Origin of the sequence: Pseudoalteromonas sp. SR41-4 (assembly GCF_014163985.1) — a bacterium.
Classification (GTDB): domain Bacteria; phylum Pseudomonadota; class Gammaproteobacteria; order Enterobacterales; family Alteromonadaceae; genus Pseudoalteromonas; species Pseudoalteromonas rhizosphaerae.
In genome coordinates this window covers 81,234-101,581 of record NZ_JACJEI010000004.1, presented here as the reverse complement: position 1 = coordinate 101,581, position 20,348 = coordinate 81,234, and the positions used below count along the sequence as shown (strand labels likewise).

27 protein-coding genes are annotated in these 20,348 nt (G+C 44.3%); 8 read left to right on the top strand and 19 right to left on the bottom strand.

The features are described 5' to 3' along the window. Nucleotides 1–3 precede the first annotated feature (3 nt). The 19 genes from H5180_RS04760 to H5180_RS04670 form a co-directional block, all read right to left on the bottom strand. A complete protein-coding gene (locus tag H5180_RS04760; RefSeq protein WP_182757789.1) occupies nt 4–450 on the bottom strand; it encodes a hypothetical protein in 447 nt (148 codons plus the stop codon). Then, nucleotides 443–949: a hypothetical protein gene (locus H5180_RS04755; RefSeq protein ID WP_182757788.1), complete on the bottom strand. Its 507-nt coding sequence runs from the start codon at nt 947–949 to the stop codon at nt 443–445. The genes H5180_RS04760 and H5180_RS04755 overlap by 8 nt, the downstream gene beginning before the upstream one ends. Further along, nucleotides 949–1,326 carry a hypothetical protein gene (locus H5180_RS04750; RefSeq protein WP_182757787.1) on the bottom strand — a complete coding sequence of 126 codons (378 nt, stop codon included), beginning with the start codon at nt 1,324–1,326 and terminating at the stop codon, nt 949–951. The genes H5180_RS04755 and H5180_RS04750 overlap by 1 nt, the downstream gene beginning before the upstream one ends. Before the next feature lie 66 nt (nt 1,327–1,392). Further along, nucleotides 1,393–3,660, bottom strand: a complete 2,268-nt coding sequence (locus H5180_RS04745) for a hypothetical protein (RefSeq protein ID WP_182757786.1) — start codon at nt 3,658–3,660, stop codon at nt 1,393–1,395. Between the two features lie 11 nt (nt 3,661–3,671). Then, on the bottom strand, nt 3,672–4,211 hold the full coding sequence (locus H5180_RS04740; RefSeq protein ID WP_182757785.1) for a hypothetical protein: 540 nt from the start codon (nt 4,209–4,211) through the stop codon (nt 3,672–3,674). 89 nt (nt 4,212–4,300) lie between these two features. Further along, nucleotides 4,301–4,606: a hypothetical protein gene (locus H5180_RS04735; RefSeq protein ID WP_182757784.1), complete on the bottom strand. Its 306-nt coding sequence runs from the start codon at nt 4,604–4,606 to the stop codon at nt 4,301–4,303. A gap of 89 nt (nt 4,607–4,695) precedes the next feature. Next, nucleotides 4,696–4,932, bottom strand: a complete 237-nt coding sequence (locus H5180_RS04730) for a hypothetical protein (RefSeq protein ID WP_182757783.1) — start codon at nt 4,930–4,932, stop codon at nt 4,696–4,698. A 9-nt stretch (nt 4,933–4,941) separates the two neighbouring features. Then, entirely contained in the window at nt 4,942–5,778 is an 837-nt protein-coding gene (locus tag H5180_RS04725; RefSeq protein WP_182757782.1) for a hypothetical protein, read from the bottom strand. After that, nucleotides 5,765–7,327, bottom strand: coding sequence for a hypothetical protein (locus H5180_RS04720; RefSeq protein WP_182757781.1), 1,563 nt, complete (start codon nt 7,325–7,327; stop codon nt 5,765–5,767). The genes H5180_RS04725 and H5180_RS04720 overlap by 14 nt, the downstream gene beginning before the upstream one ends. A gap of 120 nt (nt 7,328–7,447) precedes the next feature. After that, a complete protein-coding gene (locus tag H5180_RS04715) occupies nt 7,448–9,115 on the bottom strand; it encodes a hypothetical protein (protein ID WP_182757780.1) in 1,668 nt (555 codons plus the stop codon). After that, nucleotides 9,115–9,705, bottom strand: a complete 591-nt coding sequence (locus H5180_RS04710) for a phage protein Gp27 family protein (protein ID WP_182757779.1) — start codon at nt 9,703–9,705, stop codon at nt 9,115–9,117. Before H5180_RS04710 ends, H5180_RS04715 begins: the two co-directional genes overlap by 1 nt. 2 nt (nt 9,706–9,707) lie before the next feature. Beyond that, nucleotides 9,708–10,004, bottom strand: coding sequence for an ArsR family transcriptional regulator (locus H5180_RS04705; RefSeq protein ID WP_182757778.1), 297 nt, complete (start codon nt 10,002–10,004; stop codon nt 9,708–9,710). After that, nucleotides 9,988–10,158, bottom strand: coding sequence for a hypothetical protein (locus tag H5180_RS04700; protein WP_182757777.1), 171 nt, complete (start codon nt 10,156–10,158; stop codon nt 9,988–9,990). Before H5180_RS04700 ends, H5180_RS04705 begins: the two co-directional genes overlap by 17 nt. Next, a complete protein-coding gene (locus H5180_RS04695; protein WP_182757776.1) occupies nt 10,148–10,510 on the bottom strand; it encodes a hypothetical protein in 363 nt (120 codons plus the stop codon). The genes H5180_RS04700 and H5180_RS04695 overlap by 11 nt, the downstream gene beginning before the upstream one ends. Before the next feature lie 210 nt (nt 10,511–10,720). Then, complete coding sequence (locus H5180_RS04690) at nt 10,721–11,299, bottom strand: glycoside hydrolase family 108 protein (RefSeq protein ID WP_182757775.1); 579 nt, start codon at nt 11,297–11,299, stop codon at nt 10,721–10,723. 61 nt (nt 11,300–11,360) lie between these two features. Next, on the bottom strand, nt 11,361–11,993 hold the full coding sequence (locus H5180_RS04685; RefSeq protein ID WP_182757774.1) for a hypothetical protein: 633 nt from the start codon (nt 11,991–11,993) through the stop codon (nt 11,361–11,363). After that, on the bottom strand, nt 11,990–14,683 hold the full coding sequence (locus H5180_RS04680) for an ATP-binding protein (protein ID WP_182757773.1): 2,694 nt from the start codon (nt 14,681–14,683) through the stop codon (nt 11,990–11,992). Before H5180_RS04680 ends, H5180_RS04685 begins: the two co-directional genes overlap by 4 nt. Before the next feature lie 69 nt (nt 14,684–14,752). Then, nucleotides 14,753–15,256, bottom strand: coding sequence for a hypothetical protein (locus tag H5180_RS04675; protein WP_182757772.1), 504 nt, complete (start codon nt 15,254–15,256; stop codon nt 14,753–14,755). Nucleotides 15,257–15,271: 15 nt separating this feature from the next. Then, nucleotides 15,272–15,727: a helix-turn-helix domain-containing protein gene (locus tag H5180_RS04670; protein WP_182757771.1), complete on the bottom strand. Its 456-nt coding sequence runs from the start codon at nt 15,725–15,727 to the stop codon at nt 15,272–15,274. A 138-nt stretch (nt 15,728–15,865) separates the two neighbouring features. Between H5180_RS04670 and H5180_RS04665 the strand changes: the two genes are divergently transcribed. The 8 genes from H5180_RS04665 (at nt 15,866) to H5180_RS04635 (ending at nt 20,337) form a co-directional block, all read left to right on the top strand. After that, nucleotides 15,866–16,198 (top strand): helix-turn-helix domain-containing protein, encoded by a 333-nt coding sequence (locus H5180_RS04665; RefSeq protein WP_182757770.1) that lies wholly within the window; start codon nt 15,866–15,868, stop codon nt 16,196–16,198. A 76-nt stretch (nt 16,199–16,274) separates the two neighbouring features. Then, complete coding sequence (locus H5180_RS04660; protein ID WP_182757769.1) at nt 16,275–16,697, top strand: hypothetical protein; 423 nt, start codon at nt 16,275–16,277, stop codon at nt 16,695–16,697. Between the two features lie 15 nt (nt 16,698–16,712). Then, a complete protein-coding gene (locus H5180_RS23525) occupies nt 16,713–16,835 on the top strand; it encodes a hypothetical protein (RefSeq protein ID WP_259399205.1) in 123 nt (40 codons plus the stop codon). Beyond that, nucleotides 16,832–17,077 carry a hypothetical protein gene (locus H5180_RS04655; RefSeq protein ID WP_182757768.1) on the top strand — a complete coding sequence of 82 codons (246 nt, stop codon included), beginning with the start codon at nt 16,832–16,834 and terminating at the stop codon, nt 17,075–17,077. Before H5180_RS23525 ends, H5180_RS04655 begins: the two co-directional genes overlap by 4 nt. After that, nucleotides 17,074–17,382: a MarR family transcriptional regulator gene (locus tag H5180_RS04650; RefSeq protein ID WP_182757767.1), complete on the top strand. Its 309-nt coding sequence runs from the start codon at nt 17,074–17,076 to the stop codon at nt 17,380–17,382. Before H5180_RS04655 ends, H5180_RS04650 begins: the two co-directional genes overlap by 4 nt. Then, the gene (locus H5180_RS04645) at nt 17,379–17,642 is read left to right on the top strand and encodes a hypothetical protein (protein WP_145236371.1); all 264 of its coding nucleotides are present in this window, start codon (nt 17,379–17,381) and stop codon (nt 17,640–17,642) included. Before H5180_RS04650 ends, H5180_RS04645 begins: the two co-directional genes overlap by 4 nt. A gap of 2 nt (nt 17,643–17,644) precedes the next feature. After that, on the top strand, nt 17,645–18,574 hold the full coding sequence (locus H5180_RS04640; RefSeq protein ID WP_182757766.1) for a hypothetical protein: 930 nt from the start codon (nt 17,645–17,647) through the stop codon (nt 18,572–18,574). 5 nt (nt 18,575–18,579) lie between these two features. Then, nucleotides 18,580–20,337 carry a hypothetical protein gene (locus H5180_RS04635; RefSeq protein WP_182757765.1) on the top strand — a complete coding sequence of 586 codons (1,758 nt, stop codon included), beginning with the start codon at nt 18,580–18,582 and terminating at the stop codon, nt 20,335–20,337. Nucleotides 20,338–20,348: the final 11 nt, after the last annotated feature.

Sequence of the window (20,348 nt, the reverse complement as noted above, 5' to 3'; positions counted from 1 at the left end):
CTCCTAACTACTCACGTTCACGGTTAAATGCATTCGCGCCTGGTGGCATAACACGCCACAAAACATCACCGGTGTTTGGTCATCTAAAATAAGGCCGGTGTCATCGCCATCGTCTAAATCGTCAACCAAATCACTCAACAGCGGATCAACAGCAAAGGCGTCATCTAATGCGTCAATGGCATCTTCAAAGGCCACTTGGCTGCTGTCGTCGTCAACAAAGCTTTGTAAAAACACCACATCAAACGTATAGGTTTTAGTGGTTCGGGTGGCGTACGGGTTTTGGCGCTTGCGGCGCTTTAACCGTATATAACCGCCGGCAATGCCCTCACCTTGGCCATACATCTCTTTTAGCGTGTTCATGTTTTTACTAAAACGTTCTTTAGGGTAAAACGTGCCAATGTTGGCACCGTTTAACACCGCTACAATGGCCGCTCTAAGCTGTTCAAGCATTACCGCCTCCCAATGTATTCAGCAGCGTTTTCATTGCTTGGTTAAAACGCTCTTGAATATAAGGTTCACTGGCCTCTAGGCCTTCTTTAAACATAAATTGCCCCTCAGTACCGCGAGACTTAATTTTTAGTGCTATTAACGTGGCTACTTTTTCAGCTTCTAAGCCTTCTAGGTTCAGTACGGCTTCTACCCAGGTCACTAACGGCTCAATGGGTGGCATGTGTGGTTTAGTGCCAAGCTCTACCGCTTCAGCGTAAAGTTTACTGGTACCCACATAGCCAATTTGCACACTCGGGTTAATTATCACCTCACTGTTAATACTTGCCGCTAAGTGGCCACCTTCACCGGCTCCCGTAGGTGTACGGCTTACAATTTGGTGCTGCGCATACGCCACGGCTTCATTCATCGCGCTCGACAACTCATTTTGTACAATCGCGGGGGAGTGTTGCCAAAGCTCAGTTAACGCATCAAAGCCCTGGGCGGTAATTCGTACTGTCATTAGCGCAACCGTTGGCGCTTAGGTAACGCAACTGGCTTACCATACGCAGAGCTTTTATTGTCATTGATCACTACCGCGTTGTACTGGCTGCGGTAGCCGTTCGCAATGCGTCGGTAACTATCGGCTTTGCTGCCGTGGTCAACGCTATCGCTGGAAATTGTGCTGTTATCATTGTTAGCAAAATAGGTCGCTAACATATCAATACAACTTGCTGCGGCCAGTTTTAAACAGGCATCAACATGTTCAATTGCAATATCTAAATTGCCCGTGTCTTTTTGGTACTTAGCAAGCATATCGGCATACGCATTATTGATTTCTTCAGCGCTTAAAATGCCTTGCTCGTCTTTTACATAACTTGGCAATCGTGTTGCATACATAATAAAAACCCTTATAAAGCGCATCCGTGCGCAACGTGTCATCCCATCACCAGTTCACCAAGGAAATTAAATAACTATCGCTTTAGTCGCACCACGGTAGTCAGTACATTGGCCACCATAAATGTGGCGGATCTTCATTGTGGTTTGGTCGTTCGTAAACACCGAGCCCACGTTCTGCATGTCTTGCGTAAAGATTTCAGGGTTTTCCATGCCATCTAAAAAGCCCATCTCAAAGTTAGCAAGCTCGCCTGGGTCGGTCATTAAGCCCCAATCATTCGGATCAGTCGCACCAGGAACCCGCAGAATTTCGAGGTTTAGTTGCTGAGCAAAACCTTTGTCGTTGTTTTGCAGGCGTTGGAACAAGTCAAATGCAGCATCCACATTACCCAGCGAGCACAGTAAAAATGCTGGCTCAATTTCTAGCATCTCACCGGTATCAAGCTCTTGCTGATTCATAATCGCGCGCCAGTGGGCCATAAGCTCAGTTTGGTCAAGCGCACCACTAAACAGGTTGTTGTGGTCAGCATGAAACAGCGCTTTAGCATCCGGTGCATTGCGGTTGTTAATGTAAAAGTCCCATGCAAACTTACTAAGCGTTCGTGCAGCAGCACGGGCCAGCTTGTTAGGAATTTGCGTAATGATGTTGCGGTCATCATTTTTAATCATTTCCATAGTGATGGTTGCAATACCGCCTTTTTTGCTCACACGGTATTTCGCGTTGCTATCGGTAGGTTTTGCAAGCTCTGGGTAAGCACCGCTTTCAAGTACTTCTTGTAAGTCGCCATAGCCACCCCACTCAGTGACATTCTGATCTTTAAAATCAGTTGCAGTGCCAATGCGGAACACTTTGCGCCATAGCTGGTACTTCTCAAGGCTGCCATATACATCAACCACACGGCGGTTAATTACATCAGCCAGCACATTTGGCAGGCTATCGCTATCAAGCGCTTCGACCATACGGGTGCGGCTACAATCACGTAACTTACCTGTGCAGTGCTTGTCACCGGTTAGGTCAATGTAAGCTTCTTTAAGGCTCACAACGTCTTTGTTAGCAGGGTCAAATAATGCCGTGAGCATTTCAATGCCACTTGGGTTATCGGAGTACTGCACGCCGTGGGGCATGTTCACTTTGCCCGACTCAGTAAACTGTTTTAAATAACTGGTTTCAGCATCAATTAAGCCTTTCACCATTTCAGTGGTTACGTCGTCTTTGCTTTGCACGCTTTCGGTTAAGCGTGTTTTGGCGGCGTCTGGCAAAGTCGACTGGTTAATTAACGCCACCGCGCTTTGCTTTGCTTCAACTAAACGTTGGCTTGCAACAATTACTTTATTCACATCAGCAAGGGTTAAGCCTTCACCGTTACTAGGCTCTGGCGCACCATGTTTTGCCAGCGCTTCGGTTAATTGCACAATGGCGGTTTCATCATCGTCAGCTGTCACAGATGCAGCTAACGCGGGGTTCGATTTTTTAAGCGCTTCGATTAGGCGCAACAATTGTTCATTCATGACATTGCCTTGATTATGAGCTTCTTTAAATGACACGATCCGACCACCTGCACCAGGTACCATGATCAAATCGACGGAATTAACTTTGAGGAATTGCTTAGCCGTGCGGTTAGCCCCTTTGCCAGTGGCTTTACCGTCTACATCAATACTTAAACCAAACAGCTCTTGCATGTTGTTATCAACGGCTTCGCGCAATTTAGTTGCATAACCTGAGCTTTCTAGCACGGTTAAATCAGCTTGCAGAGCACCTTGCTTACCTGCGCCAATTCCTTCAACAAACTGAGCATTAGCAAACTGGCCAATCAAGTTGTTAAAGTGTTGAGCGCCGCCTTTAATATGGTCGTCATCAGACTTAACCATACACTTGGCACCGTTAAACAAATGGGCTGCTTCACGTAGAACGTGGGCTGGGTAGTTCACACCATTTAAGCTTTTGCCAACTTCAATAAGCGTTACTAAAAACTTACTTGGCTTAATGTTACTGGCTTCAATAAAACGGCTTTCGTCAAACCAGGCTTCGGTCAGCTTTACAACACCCGCTGGTTTAAACTCTTTAACCACTTCAACCGGTGCATCAAACGTAACCTGGTTAGCTTCGTTCACTGTGTAAGCGTATGCCCAGTAACGGCCATCTTTATTAACCACCACTTGTTCAGGGTAAAAAGCGGTAATATCTACCCAACTATCACGGTGCGAACTATTAGGGACGATCACTTTTATAAGCTCACGGCGCACTAAGTCCATCACATCACGGTAGTCAGATGCTTTAGCCTCAACAAACGCACGGTTGCCTAAAAAGCCAATGCCAGCAGGTAATAAGGTCAACATAACTTAGCCCCTTACTTAGCCGCTTTATCTGCAGCAGGTTTAGCGGGCGCTTTATCTGCAACAGCTTTGGCATCCTTTTCAGCTTTATCAAGCAGCGCTTTAGCGTCAGCGTGGGCTTTAGCAATAATATCCGCCGCCTGTTGCTCTGCGTCTTTTGCTTTGTTTGCAGCGTCCAATTCTGCATTAGCAAGTAATTCTTTGGCTTTATCAGCGGCAGCGGCTTCTTGCTCCAGCAAGTTTTTACCAATATCGCTAGCGCCATCACTAACCAGTAAAGCTTCGGCAAGGTCGGCAGCAGCAAGTACACCTTCCACACGTTGGCCAGCTTTGGTAAGTGCTTTTACAACACCTGTTTCGCGCTCAACTTTAAAATCAAACACTTCTTCAGGTTGTACTTTGCGGATTTGCTTTTTAATAATCGGTTGACCACGTTCATCCGTTTTAGGCTTTTTGTCGTCGCCAATCTCTTTAACGTCTTCAACAATGTCGAGCACTTTGGTTGCTATTTCTAGTAACGCATGGCCCTTGGTCAGTAATGCAAGAAAACTCATTATGTCGCCCTCAAGTTTGTTAGTTTGGCTAATGAGTTTCTAATGTAAGGGAATGTGGGGAGGGGCTAAATTAAAGGGTTTTAGGAAAATTAGGCGAGTTCATTACCCCAGTTCATGGGCGTAACACCGCTTTGTTTTATTAATAAAGCAAGGTCATTATTTGTATCGGGTATCAAAATTGGTTGGTAATCATCAAACAATTCATCGTCTTCATTTCTGTATGGGTTGTCGAGCTTTTCAATTATTTTTACATGGTAGTTAATCGGTTCATCTTCATAGCTTGGCTCTTTCCATAAATACAATAAATCATTGTGTTCATTAATTAGCGCAAGTAATGCAGTGGCCGAATCTTTATTATCTAAAGCTTGCTGCCAAACGTTATTCAATCTTTCCATTTAAACGTGTCCTTATGATGGCTTAATTTTAAAATAGTAAAAGTCCCTTTAAAATAATACCCAGCTTGCCATCATAATTACACTTGTATTCAACTATTTTTTGAAGAATTAATCCAATCAATTTCAGGTATCACTTTTTTTACTTCAGCAAGGTAAATATAAGAGGCGCAAAGAGGCCATAGTAAAACCCACATAAATACCTTTTTAACGAAATACCTTGGAATACTTTCATTTTTTCTTACACACTCTTCTGCGGCCACTAACCAACCAGCAAGCGAAAACCCCCAACCAATCAGTAAGTACGCATACAAAAATAATAAAGCCATCTTTCTCTCCTAAGTTTTAACAGCAAGTTTCGGATCAACTTTCCAATGCGCCATTGCCGGCACTGTAAAGCAGCTGCAATTCACGGTTTCTTTAGCGGGTGCTTTGGGGTCGTGTGGGTGCATCATTTTAATACCGCCTACCGTAAACGGCTCATTTGCTCCAACGCGGGTATTGCGCACAGCCAAGTGATTAGCGCGGTGTTCTTTACGCCTACCCATACGCCATTCTTTTTCCATGCCTGGTACTGCATCACCAATTTCGGTCATACGCATTTGCCCAGCGGTATTGTATAAACGGCTAAGCTCGGTGTTTACAATGGTTTTAGCCCGCCACATTTTTTTATCACCTAAGCTCTCCGCTATGGCTTTTTTAGCGGTGTTGGCATCTTGCGCGCCCATCATCACCAGCCCCAGCTGCGAGCGTATAAAATCAGCTTTACCGCTGAGTACGTTTTTAATCCGATCAACCATAAAGCTATCAATGGCCACAAGCTGGCGGTGCTGTAAAAGTTGCGTCATGGCGTTAACCGTTACACCACCGGCTTTAAGTGGCACATCAATTAAGTTAATGCCCGCCACCCACGTTGTTTTTGAAAACGCCGTAATTTGCGCCGCGCTGCGCTCACCCAGTTCCAGCATCACCTGGTTAATTTGCCCCTGCAATTTACCGTAATGCCACTGCTGCCAATCGGTTGGTTGCCCTTGCAATATGGTTTGGGTGTTTTCTTCCGCCAGCTCTAATAAGCGTAATAACGAATCCCACAGCCCTTGCTTGTTTTTAAGCAACTCCTTGAGCTGTGCGGTACGGGCTTTATTAAACGCCGCTGTGCGCTCACTCGGCGTCATCAGTTAGCTCTTTATCGGTTGCTGTTGCATTAGCGGCTTCATCATCACTATCATCGTCAGCGCCATCAAACGCATTAAAGGTATCGGCCTTTGCCTGGTCTTTGGCTTTTTGCGCTATTTCAGTTTTTACGTTCTCAAGCTCAGTGGCTGGGTCTATCTCAACACCCAAGCGATCAGCAATTGAGGCAATCACACTTAAGCCTGTTTCTTCAGTAATAATGCCCTGTGTAATCGCAAGGTTTACAGCCACCACCACTTGCTGTAACGCAGCCGCATAACGGCTAATATCTTTAGCGGTCATTTCTGGCATCACCACTTTTGACTTAAACACATCGGCTTCAATCGTGCGGTCTGGCTCTTGGCCTAGTGTAGCTTTGTAATACTGGCGAATTACAAAGGTCGCTATTTCATGCAGCATATAAATTATGTAACGCTGGCGCATGGCAAGTATTTTAAAGGTGGGCTCCGCCATGGCTTCACCGTTGGCGCGGTTAACGTCGCCACCATCAGCAAACCAACTCGGCGGCATAGTTGCACCACCTAGCATGTGGTTTCTAAATAACTTTGCCAGGGCTTCGGTATCACCAGTGCCAAGCGAGGGGCTCTCGGCCTTCCACACTTCAGAATCATTATGCACATTTACAGAGCCTGGGCGCGGTGGGTTACTTTCAATTTCTGAGGCGCGCTCAGTCACTTTGTTTTTATCAGCGCCTGTTAGGGTTACGTCCCACACAAATGCCCGGGAGTTTTCGGCTCTGTCGCCTTCGCCAAAAATAAAATCGTCGTACAAATCTAAAAAGTCGCACTGCGCGGTTAAATCGGAGTTGCCCCGTCCGTGGGCGCAAAAGCTATTAATTGCAAAGTAAAAAATATCACCATCGGCAAAGCCTTCACGTAGCCGCTGGGTTTGCTTGGTAAATACCGATTCACTGCCATTGATGATCACTTTATAAAAGTAGTGGCGGCCATTGCTCATGCGTTTAGTTTTAACGCCTACTGGCTGCTCTGGGTTACGCGGGTCGTAAATCACCTCTTCAACATGGGCGGGGTCTAAATAACTCAGTTGCACCTCACCACTCAAGGGGTTTACAAACGCTGGGTAAAACTGCTCACCAAATATCGCCAGCTCTCTCACTTTCTTTTCAAGCTTAATGGCCATGTTATTAATGGGATGATTCCAAAACGCATCGATCACCGCTTGGTAGTCTTCATCGTCATTGGTAATTTTAACGCCCTCGGCCAGTAGGTAGGCCAGCGGTAATTCAATAATGCGGTTGGCAATCATATTACTTTGCCAAAGGTACGGGGCTATTTTGTTCATACGCACCCGCGTAGGGCCACTTAAATTGCGGTTAGAATCAGCCGACAACTTAGAATACAAGTGATCGTCTGAGTCAATACTGCCCGCCATCGCCCCTGCGGCTTCTTTAAACGTGGTGGTATTTTCATTTGCTGAATTTTTTGTGGCAATTGTTTCAGTCACAATTGCTGCAATTTTTGCCGCAAATTCTGCCTCTTGCTTTGCCTTGCGTTTTTTAGAACCAAACATAGCTTTTCAACCCTTTTGTAAATCTTTTACATTTGCCTAAGCGGCTTTAAATTCGTTTTTGCGTGCAATGCCATTCAACGCACCCAACACAGCCTTAAAATCGCGCTGAGCGCGTCAGCGTTAATTTTTTAAATAACCGGTAATTCGCTTAAACAAGCCACCAGGTCTTGTTCGACCTTGTAACCGCGATGGACGTGTTTTAGATTGGTCTGCAGATTTCGGCACATTAGCACCTGCAGGTGGTTCATATTTTTCAAACGACACCGAATAACCAATCATGGTAGATATCGCCGTATCACCATGGCGTTTAATTTTCTGGTTATCTAAATCAACTTGCCTTAAAGCGGGTAACTTAATAATCCCGTTAATCTTCGCTAATGAGCGAATATCAGCTTTTACATTTTTATGGCGCGGTACTGAAATGGTTTTCTCGGTATAGGCTTTTTGGTATTCCTCACCATTGCGTCGATACCAAGCATCGTTTAATTTAATTTGCTCAATACGATCATGCCCAAACTCATCAGCTGTGCGCTCAGCAATACCTTCACCAGAACCCGTTGCATCCATCCCTCCACGCTGAAAGTTTGGCATTGCACGAATAATCGCCCACAGTATTTGTTCTTGCTGCGCAGATGGCACGCAACTCATTTCAACAATAAAAGGAAACTTACGAACTAATAAATCATCAAGGTACAAAGGCGCAATGGATGACAAATCAGCCACACGGCCATAATCAAATCCAAAATAGTGCAGATGTTTAGGATCAAATAATTTAAATAGCGGCTCTAGGTTCTCTTTAATCCATTTTTCACACCATGCTTTACGTTCTTCAACGGGCTTTTCAACCCATGTTTTAGGCAGTTCCAACTTAACAACAGGCCCCGTATGCATACACGACTCAATCAGCACGCCTGAAATAGCAACGCCAGAACCTTGTCTTGGCTGTGCATCTAACTCCTCATGCATCGCATCATGATTACTGCCGTATGCGCGGCGAATTTTGTTATACCAACGGCGTTTCTTCTCTTCAGTTGCCTTCCAACCTTTCATTATGCAAACACGTTCAAACAAGCCATTTTCAACCGCATCATCAAACGTGAATTTGTGGATCGAGTAATCAAAAATCCCCTCTCGGCTATCCTTAATCAATTGGTTAAAAGGATTATCCTCACCATTATGCGTAGAGATAATAGTGATATTACCGCCCCAAATAAGTAACGCATTACCGGCATCAATAACCGCTTGTACATCACGGTGGAAAGCGGCCTCATCGACCACAACATGCCCTTGTAAGCCACGAATATTTGCAGCATTACTGGATAGCGCAACAATCTGAAAGCCAGATGCAAAACGAATGCGATAAGCTGTTATTTTTTTACTTGAGCCATCTTCCTTCTGATCTTCAAATAAAAACACCTCAATACCCATAAAGCCGTCAGCCATGGCGCAGGCCATCACTTTAGCCATATGGGCACAATAACCAATAAACTCTAATCCTTTCTCTTTGGTGTCACCCACGTAATAAACGTTGTCTCCTCCAGCACTACCGCTACTTGCTGCAACAATCGTTTTATCAAGCGCTGTAGCGTAAGTGATGCCTGTACGCCGCCCTTTTTCGCATATTTTTAAATCGCTTTTATCTTCAAGCCAAGTACGTTGGTGAGCCATAAGCACACCATCTGCAATCGGGTTAAAGTCTTCAGGAATTTTGCGTACACGCGGGGGGAGTTCATCAAACGTTAAAATTCGTTGAACATCACCAGGCAATGGAGTAACAGCATTTTGCATTAGCGCTCACCTTTACCCGCATGTAAACCAAGTACTTTCTCACGCCAAAACTGCGCTTCGTCCGCAGTTAAGCCACGCTCTTTGGCACCATCTTGTACAGCTTTAGCAGCCTCTTCAATTGCCTGTTTACGGGCTTTTTCTGCTATCTGCTTTTCTAAGTCGGCGTTGTGGTTAGCACTGCGTTGTAAGCGGGCAACCGCTAATACAAGATCGTTAAGTGTGTCAGCATCAATGGGGTCTTCGCCGCCCATTAAGCTACTGGTTGTTTTAAACGCCGCACTTTGCAGCAGGCTCATAAGTACGCGGCCAGTGTCACCAATACTGGTTAAATCACATTGTTTAGATAACGACTCAACATAGGCTTGGCTGCGGCGTATTTCGTCAGCAATGCTCTCAATACGTTTTTTTTCACGCCACACCGTGTTGTCATCAATGCTTTCAACATCGGTTTGCACGCCAGATAGCGCCGCTAGTTCTTCGTTAATTGCATCGGCTATTTGTTGGCAGGTGTGTTGTTTGGTTGCCAGCATTTCACGTAAGTTTTCACGTAAGTGATCAGGCAGGCGCTCTATCTTATTGCCGCGTGCCATAATTAAATGCCCCCAGGTGCTGGGCGCTTAATGCCATCTACAAACTTACGCCCTGCGGCTACATCAGCCCCTTGCTCAGTAATTTTAGCCACTAAGGTTTTATCACCCACCACATCAATAGTAATGGTGTTAACGTCTTCTAAAAAACGCATGTGCGCGCGTACTTTGTCGCGGCTTAATTGATGCCCGTACGAGCTAAGCACACAACTCAACATGCTACAGTTAGCGCTATAGCCTGCGGCCTCAGCTAAGGCACGCAAAATAACTAAACGCTGATCAGCTTCAAATAGCTCTTTCATTGTCCCCATCCTTAAAAAATCGTTTAAAAATAAACGCACCTAAAAACATACCCAGTACATAACCAAGCCGCCAAAACACATACAAAAAGAACAATGCACCCGCAATGAGCAAACATATAAGCAGCCATACCTCTACCTGAAATTCACTTGCCATTTCGATCACCTGTAATTTTTGATGCAACAATTAAATTAAGTGGGTGCTCTATACGCTTTAAAATGTCATGTAGGTGCTTGGTTTCGCTTTGTAGCTTGGTTACTTCTTGGGTCAATTTACCTACGTCTTGCGGTAAATCTTTTATCTCAACTTCAATGCGCTGCACGGTTTCATTCACTTTGATAAAATCTTTATTGGTCACATAAGTTTGCTCAACGGTTTGCAGTCGTTTATCTTGGCTGTTCACATCGTCTTTGCTGGCAAACGATTTTTTAAGTGCGTAAACCACCACAAAAAAAACCACCAGCACAAAACCTTGCACCCACGGGTACCACTTAACGTATTCGTCCACGGGGCAAACTCCTTACTGTATTTTTTGAATTCAAAACACGCGCCTCTACTTCAAGGCGCACACCTGTTATTGAGTGCCAGCCTTTTAAAAACGCATTCTTTAATGTGGGGTTGCCTGTGGGGCAAACGGTTTGAGGATCGGGGTTTTCGCCATTAGCAAAGGTGCTAATGCGCAGGTCATAACCGCGCTTTTCATAAAGTGGAATGCTCCTCATGCTGCAACCCCAATATAAAAAGGTTCCAGTGCAGTGGCTTTTTCAATGCGGTTTTCAAGCTTAAATAGGCGGCGGTGCCAGCCATATAAAAACGTTATTTGGCTAGGATCATTCACTGCAATACGGCTGTATTTACTGGCGCGGCGGGCAAAGTAATCAACCAGTAAATCTTCTTGGTTGTGGTTAATGGCCGCAGCAAGGGTGCGCGAGCCTAAAATGCCATCTACCTTCACACCCAGTACTTGCTGTAACAGCATGTTGGCCAGTGGCACGCCGTGGTTTATGGCACCATCACAATGTAAAAAGGCAAGTTCAAGTAAGCCATGCTCAGCCAGTTCTTTAGCGCGACTACCGCGCCAAAAGTCACGGTGGTAAATACGCATAGCCTGCGGCCACGTTAAAGTAGGTATATCCACACTCGGGTAAGCGCCTTTGCTAATCCCAAAGCGAGTACGGCCACCTTTGTCGGCACTATGATCAGAGTCGCCTCCTTCTGCCTCATAAATCCAGTCCATGCAAAATAAAAAGGCACGGCTGTAATGCGGGGTAAGGTCGGCTGGAATAAGTTTTTTCATAGCGCCAGTGTGGCGCTATTTGTTGGGGGGCTAAATTAAAGGGTTTTAGTAAAAATGGGGGTTAATTAGCAGGTTTTGTAGGTTTAGGTTTTGCTAGTTGTTTTGCTGGGAGTTCTTCTATAACTTTATCGCTCAGTGCTTTTATTTGCTGTTGCTGGATTTCTAAGCGCTGCTGATTAAGTTGCATATTTTGATTAGCAATGTAAGCCAAATATGCAGAAACACTAACAGCCACCAATGACAATAAAAAAGATGACCCCGCAATCCAGCGCATTAAGGTGTTGTGTTTATGGGTATCATTATGTCGTCGCTCAGCATCGTTGTGCGCTTCTAACTTTAAAACTAGGTCAAGCCCTTTATTTGTTAAATTATAAGCTAAGTGACTATATAAATTTCTAGATTTAGGTCCACTCTTGTTATCTATAGTTTTATATACTTTTGGGCACCACTCATTTATAAAACCATCATTAATGAGACGACGTATTATTTTATTAGTTTCCATAAATTTATCATCATCATGCATTTCTGAGAAATCGACGTTTGCCGATGTAAGGACTTTTTCATAGTTACTTACGTACTCAGGCCAGTCGTTAAATACAGATTCATTTTTTACAAAAATTAAGTCAGGGTTGTTCCTAAACATAAGTAACAATTTTTCGATAGGATAATTAATATAACTTTTTATATTTATCATAATGTCTTTGCTACCTCCTTTGCTTTTCTGGTGGCAGCTTTCTCAGAAATAGAGAACCTCAGCTGCACCACGGTGCCATTCATTTTACCTTTGCGAACAGTTAAGCGCCCATCTAACGAACGCGCTATATCGTGCATCGACTCAAGGCCTGTACCAAAGCGCATAAACTGATCTAAAAAGGCAATGCCTTTGCCGTCGTCTTGCACGGTGATCACAAAATCATTCTTGCTGCGCTTACCGCTCACTTCAATGTATCGTGCTTGTGCATGCTGCAATGCATTAATAAAAGCATGGTTAATAAATGCGTAAATATCCTGGCTTAACTTTTCAGGCAGCGCCTTAGTGCCCAGCGCCAAATTAAATTCAACCTCTGTTTGGCTGTATTGCAACGACGTATTAGCCGACAGCATCCTTAACCCATCATCCAGCGAGGTATTACCCAGCGCCCCATGGCTAAATACCACGGGCAATAAAATATCTTTGGCTTCATCCAACTGCAACAGGCCATCACTTAATTGCAAGTCATCGCCTTGGCATAAGTGCGAACCTGCCACTAATTTTCTAAAGCCCAAGCTTAATGCAGTTTGCTGTTTAGTGTCGCGCATACGCCTAAACACTTCGCGCATTTGTCTATGTCGCTTAATAAACACCAACGACAACACCCCAAACAAGGTAATAATTAAAGCTCCACAAAAACTAATAAACACACTACTTTGATAAAACGGCCCTGTCACCCGCCAAGTAATAGGGTCGCTTTGTGTAAAGTGTTTACCATCTAATGAGCCACGCATAACAATTGAATGCTCACCTTCGTTTAGCTGGGTAAAGTGTACAACCGGTTCATTTACGCTTATCCAGTCACCATTATTATGGCTGTACTGGTAGTCATAATATTGAGCAAGCGCATAATCAAAATTACTAAAGTATAGGGTGAGTTGACTAGCCTGTTGAACGCTTTCAAGCATACTTACACGATCACTATTTACATCAATAGAAGACACAGCAATGCGTTTGTCATTTTGCAAATTAGTGTCACTTAGCCCCAGCAAACCATTATTCGATACGCCATACATAGCGCCGTTATAGGCCATTAAACTGTTAGCGCCAAAATACTGCTTTTCGGTATGCGGTATTGCAACAACGCTATCATCCACCAGCGTAAACAGGCCATTGGTTGTAGCAATATAAAGGTTGGCGTTAAATACACTTAAGTCAGTAATAAAGCGCGGGCTGGTTAATAGCGTAAAACCGTTACTAGTTTGCTTATAAAGCCCGCCGCCATACACAGCCACGTACACATTGTTACCCAGCATTGTAACCTTACTTACTTTGCCTATTTGTGCTGTAAGACTATGGCTTATATTGCCCGTTTTTACGTTATACACACTAAGCCCATTACTGGTGCTTATATACAATAAGTGCTCAAACTTATTGGTCGCTAATATTTCATTTGCAGCAAGGCCGCTCTCTACGTTAAGTACTTTTTCAACCATCAGGTTATCGTCAATCACCACCACACCTTGGTCGCTAGTAGCAATCAACCAACAGCCGGCAATTCTCTCTATGCCTAAAATATAGCCATCCAACAATTTGGTTAATTGCGCATTTTGCCAAACATACAAACCATTCGTGGTGCCAACTAACATAACTTTATCGCTGGCAATGGTAGTTACTTCACTACTCTGTGCGTATTTTAATGAGTTGTTTAGAGCATCCATTGCCACAAACTGGCGCTGTATAAAACGGTAAACACCTGCATCAGTGCCCATCAATAAACTATCGTTATCTCTGCTAAGCACGTTGTAACGGCTCACCAGTGGCAAATTAAATTGGTTTAAATCTTGAGTGATGATCTCATATTCGTTATCTGCAACTGCCCACAAGTTTGATTGCGAGTCAGCATACACACTGTTAAAAAACAGCTTACTTTTGTTTAAAACACCCGCTACAAACTGTTTATCGAGCGTTGAATACAAGCGCACTTCACCCGCCATAGCCATTGCAAGGTAGCTGTTTTTGTAAATAGTCATGGCGCTTGGTGTGGTTTCAAGAGAGGTTTGCTGTACTTGCTCGGTAATTAAATCAAAGCTGTAAAGCGTATTTTCGTGTGCTACGTAGAGCCTATCACTCACGGCGGCAATTAAACCGCTGTGCACGGTCATCTTTATTAGCTGGCGTTGGTGGTTTAAATTTAAATGCCAAAGCCCTGTATTGGTAAGTGCATAAACTTGCCCATCATGGGAGATCACTTTAAAAACGGTTTGCCCCACTAAAGCCTGTAAATGGCCAGTTCCCTTTTTACTAATAACCTCTACGCCCTGCGCAGTGGCAGCATATACATGCGAGCCATTCACTGCCATATCTTTGCTATTTACATCAGCAAACGATTCAGCAAGGCCTGTTAAAACATCATAAGCATAAATACGGCCATTACTCGCTGCATACAAAGTACTTTTATCGGCATTGCTGGTTAATGAGTAAACCCATTCACCAGGCAAAGACTCCACCAATGCAAAGTGATAGCCATCGTATTTATAAAGCCCTTCGTGGCTGGCAAAGTACATAAAACCATTTTTACCTTGCACCACTTGGGTCATATTTTTGGGTGTATCGTGTGCGCTTACCCCTGTTGAAAATAAGCAATACACAATAAAAAACAGCCCACTATATAAACGTGTTTTAACAGACATGATAAATGCCCTCTTTCCTTGGTCGGCGCAGCTATTGGCTGCGCCATTTATTATTATAAGAGCTTACTATCAGTACTGTACGTGGTTACGCGTACCACAAAACGACTCAAGCATTGCTTGGTATTCGGGTGTTGCGTCACTCGTTTCAGCGCTTTGTACTTGCAGCGAGCGTGCCTTAACAAGGCTGTTACTCGCTAATTTTGGCGCTTGCCAATTAATATTTTGTGGGGGTTTTACAATAAGAAAGGTCGGTTTGCGTGGGTCGTCTACGTGTTTTTTAGTGTTCCACTGCGTCATTACAAACTCGCCAGCTTCCTGCCCGTATAAATGCGTATAAGCGGCCGCTAATAACTGCGCGCCGCGTTCACTGGTAATAATCATTCCCGTTGACTCAAAAGCCGAGCCACAATCAAAGTTCATATCGACACTTAAGCTACTGCTGTCAGGTAACAGTAGCTGGGCTTGCATAGATGATACACGCGCTCGATCAGTTAATGGCTCAAGCGCATCAGACGAAAACGACACAGCAAATGCTGCACATGCTAGGGCTGAAAGTACAATACTTTTAAACATTCGGTATAACTCCATTTATGCCAACGTTAGCGCCCCCTTTGCCATCATTTCAACAATCGGTTCGCAAAAATCATTTTCAAAGCAGGCATTTACTAATACGGGCCTTAATTTGTTAGCCACTATTAATAATCTATCCGCTGGCAAGTCTTTACTATACAGCTCCTTTTCAAGTATACGCTCGACCATTTCTAATGCTCTTAGCGCTGCATCACTTGATGGGGCTGCGGCTTTTTGGGTAATTGATCCCGAGCCTTTACCAGTAAAAATTTCATTCAAGTCATAACCTTTAGCTACGTAATACTCAACGATATTGCCATAAGGCAGAGTGTTTTTTGCTTTACTCTGCGCAATTGCGTTTATAGACATACCTAACTCAACCGACAATTGTCGATTGCTAGTTGTTCCTATCTTTCTTTTTAGCCTTTCAATAACGGCTTCGGTATCAATTAAATCTACCTTATCGAACACCATAATGTTTAGTCAACCATTTTTTAGTAATAACAATTTTTAAAATGTTTTATTGACAATCATTTTATTGTTCGGTTAAATTAGATTGCACACTAATTACGAACAATATTTTTTTCACCAACTATAAAAGGTTACATAATTATGGTTAAAAAAGCTATCAGTCATGAACAAATCAGAGATGCATTGAAGCAAAAGGACATCAACTTTTCGGATATTGCTGCTGCGCTGAAAGTTACCTCTAGTCACATATCTAGAGTTTCAAGACGAGAAACCTATTCAAAACCCGTTGCAGTGGCAATTTGTCAGTGCCTTGGTCTTCCACTGGAAGAAGTATTTGGTGATGTAGAACCGTATTTCTCTCCTAATAAAAGAGGTCCTAAGGATCGTACCCAAAGGACCAATCAGATCGTTACCGCGTTACGGAAAGGACAGCCCATCCCTCCTGCACATAACTCATTATCGGTCGCCAGCTAAAAAAGAACAGGGAAAGGTTTAGGTAATTTCTACCACCAAAATTACTTTATTTTTAAAACACAGAGGAAATACAAAGATGAACAACAACAGCATATTAAACGCCGAAGAAGCCCCAAATTGTGATGTACGTTATTTATACCTAGCAGCACTTAACAAAGCCATTCACGACTCTGGCTATTCACGCCCCCGTATAGCTGATCGCATGAACGATGCACTCGCAGGCGATGCAGTTATTAACGCAGGCAAGCTTAATAAATGGTTAGCGCCAAGCTCAGACCAATCAATGCCAATGGAGTACTTAGCCGCTTTTTGTTGGGCGGTGGGCAGTATCAATATAGTAAACGAATTATTAAAGCCAATTTTACACCGCTGCTTTGACGAACGCGGCCAAATGTTAGAGCAAGCAGCGCGTTTTCAACTTGAAGCCCAAGAGCTACAAAACAAAGCCCAATCACTCCTTACCCAAGCCAAAGCTGATCACCCTTCAGCGGTTAACTAACCAAGAGCAAAAGCCATGAACACTGCCCCTATCAAAGACCAAGAACCGTCTAAATTTCGCCCAAGTAGCACTAAAACGGTGTTTTTGATGACTATGGCGCAGCTTAAAGCAATGGCTAACAAGGAATACAAAGCATGAAATTACTAACTCAAAAAATCACTATAGCGCAGCTCAAGGTTGAATCACCAAAAATCACTCTACAGTGCAACTGCTGCAAACGTGTAGAGCACGGCACCATACCAGTCGAAGCATTTATTGATGCAGCCAGTTATATGGGCTGGCGACAAGTTACTACCAGCCACATTGAAATAGAGGCCGCATGCCCTAGCTGCGTTAGAGAACTGCACGAGTTCTACCAAAGCAAGCAGGTTTCAGCATGAGCGATCAATATATCTCAAGCACCATGCAGCGCGGCCTAAGCGCCATTAAAGCGCTCAGCGGTTATGAAGCCGATGGCCTACGCCCTGGCGAATTAGCCAAGCGTTTAAACATCACCCAATCACAGGCAACGGCAGTTATTAAAAACCTGATCCAAGCAGGCTTTGCCGAGCATTGCCCGTGGGATCAAAACAAAGTGCGCTTAGGACCAGCCCTAATCACCTTAGCCAACAGCGCACAGCTGGCGATTACCCAGCGCAGCCAGCAACTAGAACAAGACCGCAGAAATTATGGAGCAATAGCATGAGTTCTACAAAACCACTGTTGGATCATGAATTAAGTCATTTAGCGCTTAGTTCAGTGATTAGCTTTTTAAATCATTTTAATTCTCTTGGCGTAGCAGAAAAAAAAGCAGCCCTAAACGAATTATCCGAAGTAACAAGCACGGTTATTGATGCCATTGACGAGCAGCAAGGGCTAAACCACGCCATCGCGCTTTTAGAAATAAAAGCAATTTACCGCGATTACGAACAGTACACACATCACCAATCGAACAAGGTGCATTAATTATGACTAAAGAAATTACAACTCTTTCAAATGATGAGCAAAAAGCCATTGTAGACGCGCAAGATATTTTAACGTCAAAACAAGACGTACTAATGGAATTAGGCCGCCTGCAAGCATTCGCTCACATTAAAAATTATGCGACCGTCGCAGAGATTACGATATTTAAGAGAATAAGGGAATCTAAGGAATACAAAGGGTTAACTTACAAAAAAGACGGAAAAACTGCGACAGTCGCAACAATTGACGAGTTTTGCAGTGAATTTCTAAACCGCTCTTATCGCTCACTAAAAGAAGCTGAAGACTACTTAGCGGCTTTTGGAGAAAGCTTTTACGAGACATCAAAGCAAATAGGCATTGGTAATCGTGAAATGCGGGCTTTACGCCAACTTCCAGAAGAAGAACAAGCATTGATTATTGAGTCAGAAGCAGTTGAGGTAGGTGATAAAGAGGCTATTAGAGACCTTATCGCTGACCTAAAAGCTCAGCACAAAAAAGAGCTTGATACTGAAAAGAAAAAAGCGAAAGAGATTGACGACCAACGCCAAGTAGCTGTTCGTATGCGTGACGAATACCAAATGAAAGCCATGGACTACCAAACGGAGCTTGAAAGCACCAAGTTTAAAGCTGACGCCTGGGTAGACCAAACCAAGCACCTATTATTTGAAGCCACCAAGTACGAAAGCAATGCCGTTGAATCGCTAAGCCGTTTAATAGCACTGCGCGAGCATTTTTTAGATGACGACAACTTATCACCCCAAGTAACCGAGTACTTAGCAGCAGGCTTACTACATAGCTTTAAAACCCTTGCGGAAGACTTTGCCCAAGCCTGGCTTGAAACCTCAAACATACTTGAGGGTTACTTACCAAAAATGCGCCCCAGCCTTGATGTACTGCAAGAGCTTAACGACAGCGCCATGAGCAACGAGGAGTAAGCATCATGGCTGACGAAATTTTACTTGGTTTTAAACAGCGCATTGAAAACGCCAAACATGGCGAAAAAGGCACTATTTTAGCTGAAGCTAAACAGCGCCTAGGGCTAAGTAAAGATGCCTTTTACCGTGAGTTAGCCAAACTCGGTTACAGCAGTGGCCGTAAACCGCGTGCTGACAAAGGTAACAGCAGCCAAGACCCTGAAAGCCTAGATAAACTCAAAGCCATGCTGGCTGTGGGTAATCGTAAAAACGGTAAGCAAATTGTTGAAACGCCTAATGCCGTAAGCATATTAGCGGCCAATGGCTGTGAGTTTAAAAGTAACAGCACGGTTAGGCGTTTACTACGTGAGCAAAACGCTACCGCAAAAATGCTTACCCAAAGTACTGCACATGTGCAGCTGCGTAGCCTTTACCCTAACCATGTGCATCAGGTTGACCCAAGCTTGTGCTTAATTTACTACCCGCCAGGCGGTAAAAAAGGCCGTGTGCAACGCTTTATGAGCGATGACGAGTTTTACAAAAACAAGCCTGAAAACCTAGAGAAGATAAAAAACCTGCGCGTATGGCGCTATGTATTAACTGATCACTATTCCGGTGCAGTACGTGTGCGCTATTACGAAAGCGCTGGTGAAACCATGGCAAACCTGTATGACTTTTTGCTGTGGTGCTGGGGTTTGCACAACGATGAAAAGTGCCCAGTACGTGGCCTGCCTGACATTTTAGTAATGGATAAAGGTTCAGCCAATACAGCGGGGGCAGTTCTTCGCGCCCTGGATGCATTAAGCGTTGATGTGATTGATCACGAAGTGGGCCGCGCACGCGCTAAAGGCCAAGTAGAAAACGCCAACAACTTAGTTGAAAAACTGTTTGAGTCGCGTTTGATGTTTGAGCCAGTAAACAGCGTTGCAGAGCTAAACGAGCATGCTATTGCATGGCAGAACGCCTACAACGCAGATCAAATACCGCATTACTCAGCCAAACATAGCCGCCACGGTAAAGGCCGTTATGAGTTTTGGATGAAACGCATGGCGCACGGCAAAGTACGCGACCTACCAAGCGAAGATATTTGCCGCTGGTTACTTACCCATAAAGAAGAAACCCGCATGGTTAGGCCTGACCTGTCGATCACGTTTGTTCACCCGGGCGTTAAACGCAGCCAAAAGTATGCGCTTGATGGCCTTGTTGGCATTTACAAAGGCTTAAAAGTGTTAGTGCTGCCTATGGCGTTATCAGAACGTGGCGAAGTACTGGTGTACTGCAAGCACCAAGGCGAGCAGCAAATACATACCGTGGCCCCCATTGAAACCGACGAAGCAGGCTTTGATGTAAACGGCGCAGTGATTGGCCAACAAATGAAAGCCCCTAAAGATACCTCGTTAGATATTGCCCGTAAGCAAGCCGAGCGTGGTGCTTATCCAGGCATGAGCGATGAAGAAATTGTAAAAGCTAAGCGCGGTAAAAAAGCAGTGCCGTTTGGTGGTGCGCTAGATGCACACAGCCACTTAAACGAGCTGCAAACACCTGACTTTATGCGTGTTCGTGGTGAGCAAGTTGATACCGGATTACAGCAACCAACACACACTTTAGCCGGCGTTGCACTGCGTAAAGCCATTGTGGCAAAGCGCGGCACACCTATTACCCCTGAAGAAAAAATCTACCTTGCTGATCGCAGTATCGATGCAAGCCAATTACCTAGCTTACTTGACGAGCTAGCAACCTTTGACAAACCAAACCACTTAAACGTGGTTAATTTTACCCGTTAGGAGATACCACC

Coding starts and splice junctions, on each gene's coding strand:
- H5180_RS04760 (WP_182757789.1), bottom strand. CDS start 450: ATGCTTGAACAGCTTAGAGCGGCCATTGTAGCGGTGTTAAACGGTGCC.
- H5180_RS04755 (WP_182757788.1), bottom strand. CDS start 949: ATGACAGTACGAATTACCGCCCAGGGCTTTGATGCGTTAACTGAGCTT.
- H5180_RS04750 (WP_182757787.1), bottom strand. CDS start 1,326: ATGTATGCAACACGATTGCCAAGTTATGTAAAAGACGAGCAAGGCATT.
- H5180_RS04745 (WP_182757786.1), bottom strand. CDS start 3,660: ATGTTGACCTTATTACCTGCTGGCATTGGCTTTTTAGGCAACCGTGCG.
- H5180_RS04740 (WP_182757785.1), bottom strand. CDS start 4,211: ATGAGTTTTCTTGCATTACTGACCAAGGGCCATGCGTTACTAGAAATA.
- H5180_RS04735 (WP_182757784.1), bottom strand. CDS start 4,606: ATGGAAAGATTGAATAACGTTTGGCAGCAAGCTTTAGATAATAAAGAT.
- H5180_RS04730 (WP_182757783.1), bottom strand. CDS start 4,932: ATGGCTTTATTATTTTTGTATGCGTACTTACTGATTGGTTGGGGGTTT.
- H5180_RS04725 (WP_182757782.1), bottom strand. CDS start 5,778: ATGACGCCGAGTGAGCGCACAGCGGCGTTTAATAAAGCCCGTACCGCA.
- H5180_RS04720 (WP_182757781.1), bottom strand. CDS start 7,327: ATGTTTGGTTCTAAAAAACGCAAGGCAAAGCAAGAGGCAGAATTTGCG.
- H5180_RS04715 (WP_182757780.1), bottom strand. CDS start 9,115: ATGCAAAATGCTGTTACTCCATTGCCTGGTGATGTTCAACGAATTTTA.
- H5180_RS04710 (WP_182757779.1), bottom strand. CDS start 9,705: ATGGCACGCGGCAATAAGATAGAGCGCCTGCCTGATCACTTACGTGAA.
- H5180_RS04705 (WP_182757778.1), bottom strand. CDS start 10,004: ATGAAAGAGCTATTTGAAGCTGATCAGCGTTTAGTTATTTTGCGTGCC.
- H5180_RS04700 (WP_182757777.1), bottom strand. CDS start 10,158: ATGGCAAGTGAATTTCAGGTAGAGGTATGGCTGCTTATATGTTTGCTC.
- H5180_RS04690 (WP_182757775.1), bottom strand. CDS start 11,299: ATGAAAAAACTTATTCCAGCCGACCTTACCCCGCATTACAGCCGTGCC.
- H5180_RS04685 (WP_182757774.1), bottom strand. CDS start 11,993: ATGATAAATATAAAAAGTTATATTAATTATCCTATCGAAAAATTGTTA.
- H5180_RS04680 (WP_182757773.1), bottom strand. CDS start 14,683: ATGTCTGTTAAAACACGTTTATATAGTGGGCTGTTTTTTATTGTGTAT.
- H5180_RS04675 (WP_182757772.1), bottom strand. CDS start 15,256: ATGTTTAAAAGTATTGTACTTTCAGCCCTAGCATGTGCAGCATTTGCT.
- H5180_RS04670 (WP_182757771.1), bottom strand. CDS start 15,727: ATGGTGTTCGATAAGGTAGATTTAATTGATACCGAAGCCGTTATTGAA.
- H5180_RS04665 (WP_182757770.1), top strand. CDS start 15,866: ATGGTTAAAAAAGCTATCAGTCATGAACAAATCAGAGATGCATTGAAG.
- H5180_RS04660 (WP_182757769.1), top strand. CDS start 16,275: ATGAACAACAACAGCATATTAAACGCCGAAGAAGCCCCAAATTGTGAT.
- H5180_RS23525 (WP_259399205.1), top strand. CDS start 16,713: ATGAACACTGCCCCTATCAAAGACCAAGAACCGTCTAAATTTCGCCCA.
- H5180_RS04655 (WP_182757768.1), top strand. CDS start 16,832: ATGAAATTACTAACTCAAAAAATCACTATAGCGCAGCTCAAGGTTGAA.
- H5180_RS04650 (WP_182757767.1), top strand. CDS start 17,074: ATGAGCGATCAATATATCTCAAGCACCATGCAGCGCGGCCTAAGCGCC.
- H5180_RS04645 (WP_145236371.1), top strand. CDS start 17,379: ATGAGTTCTACAAAACCACTGTTGGATCATGAATTAAGTCATTTAGCG.
- H5180_RS04640 (WP_182757766.1), top strand. CDS start 17,645: ATGACTAAAGAAATTACAACTCTTTCAAATGATGAGCAAAAAGCCATT.
- H5180_RS04635 (WP_182757765.1), top strand. CDS start 18,580: ATGGCTGACGAAATTTTACTTGGTTTTAAACAGCGCATTGAAAACGCC.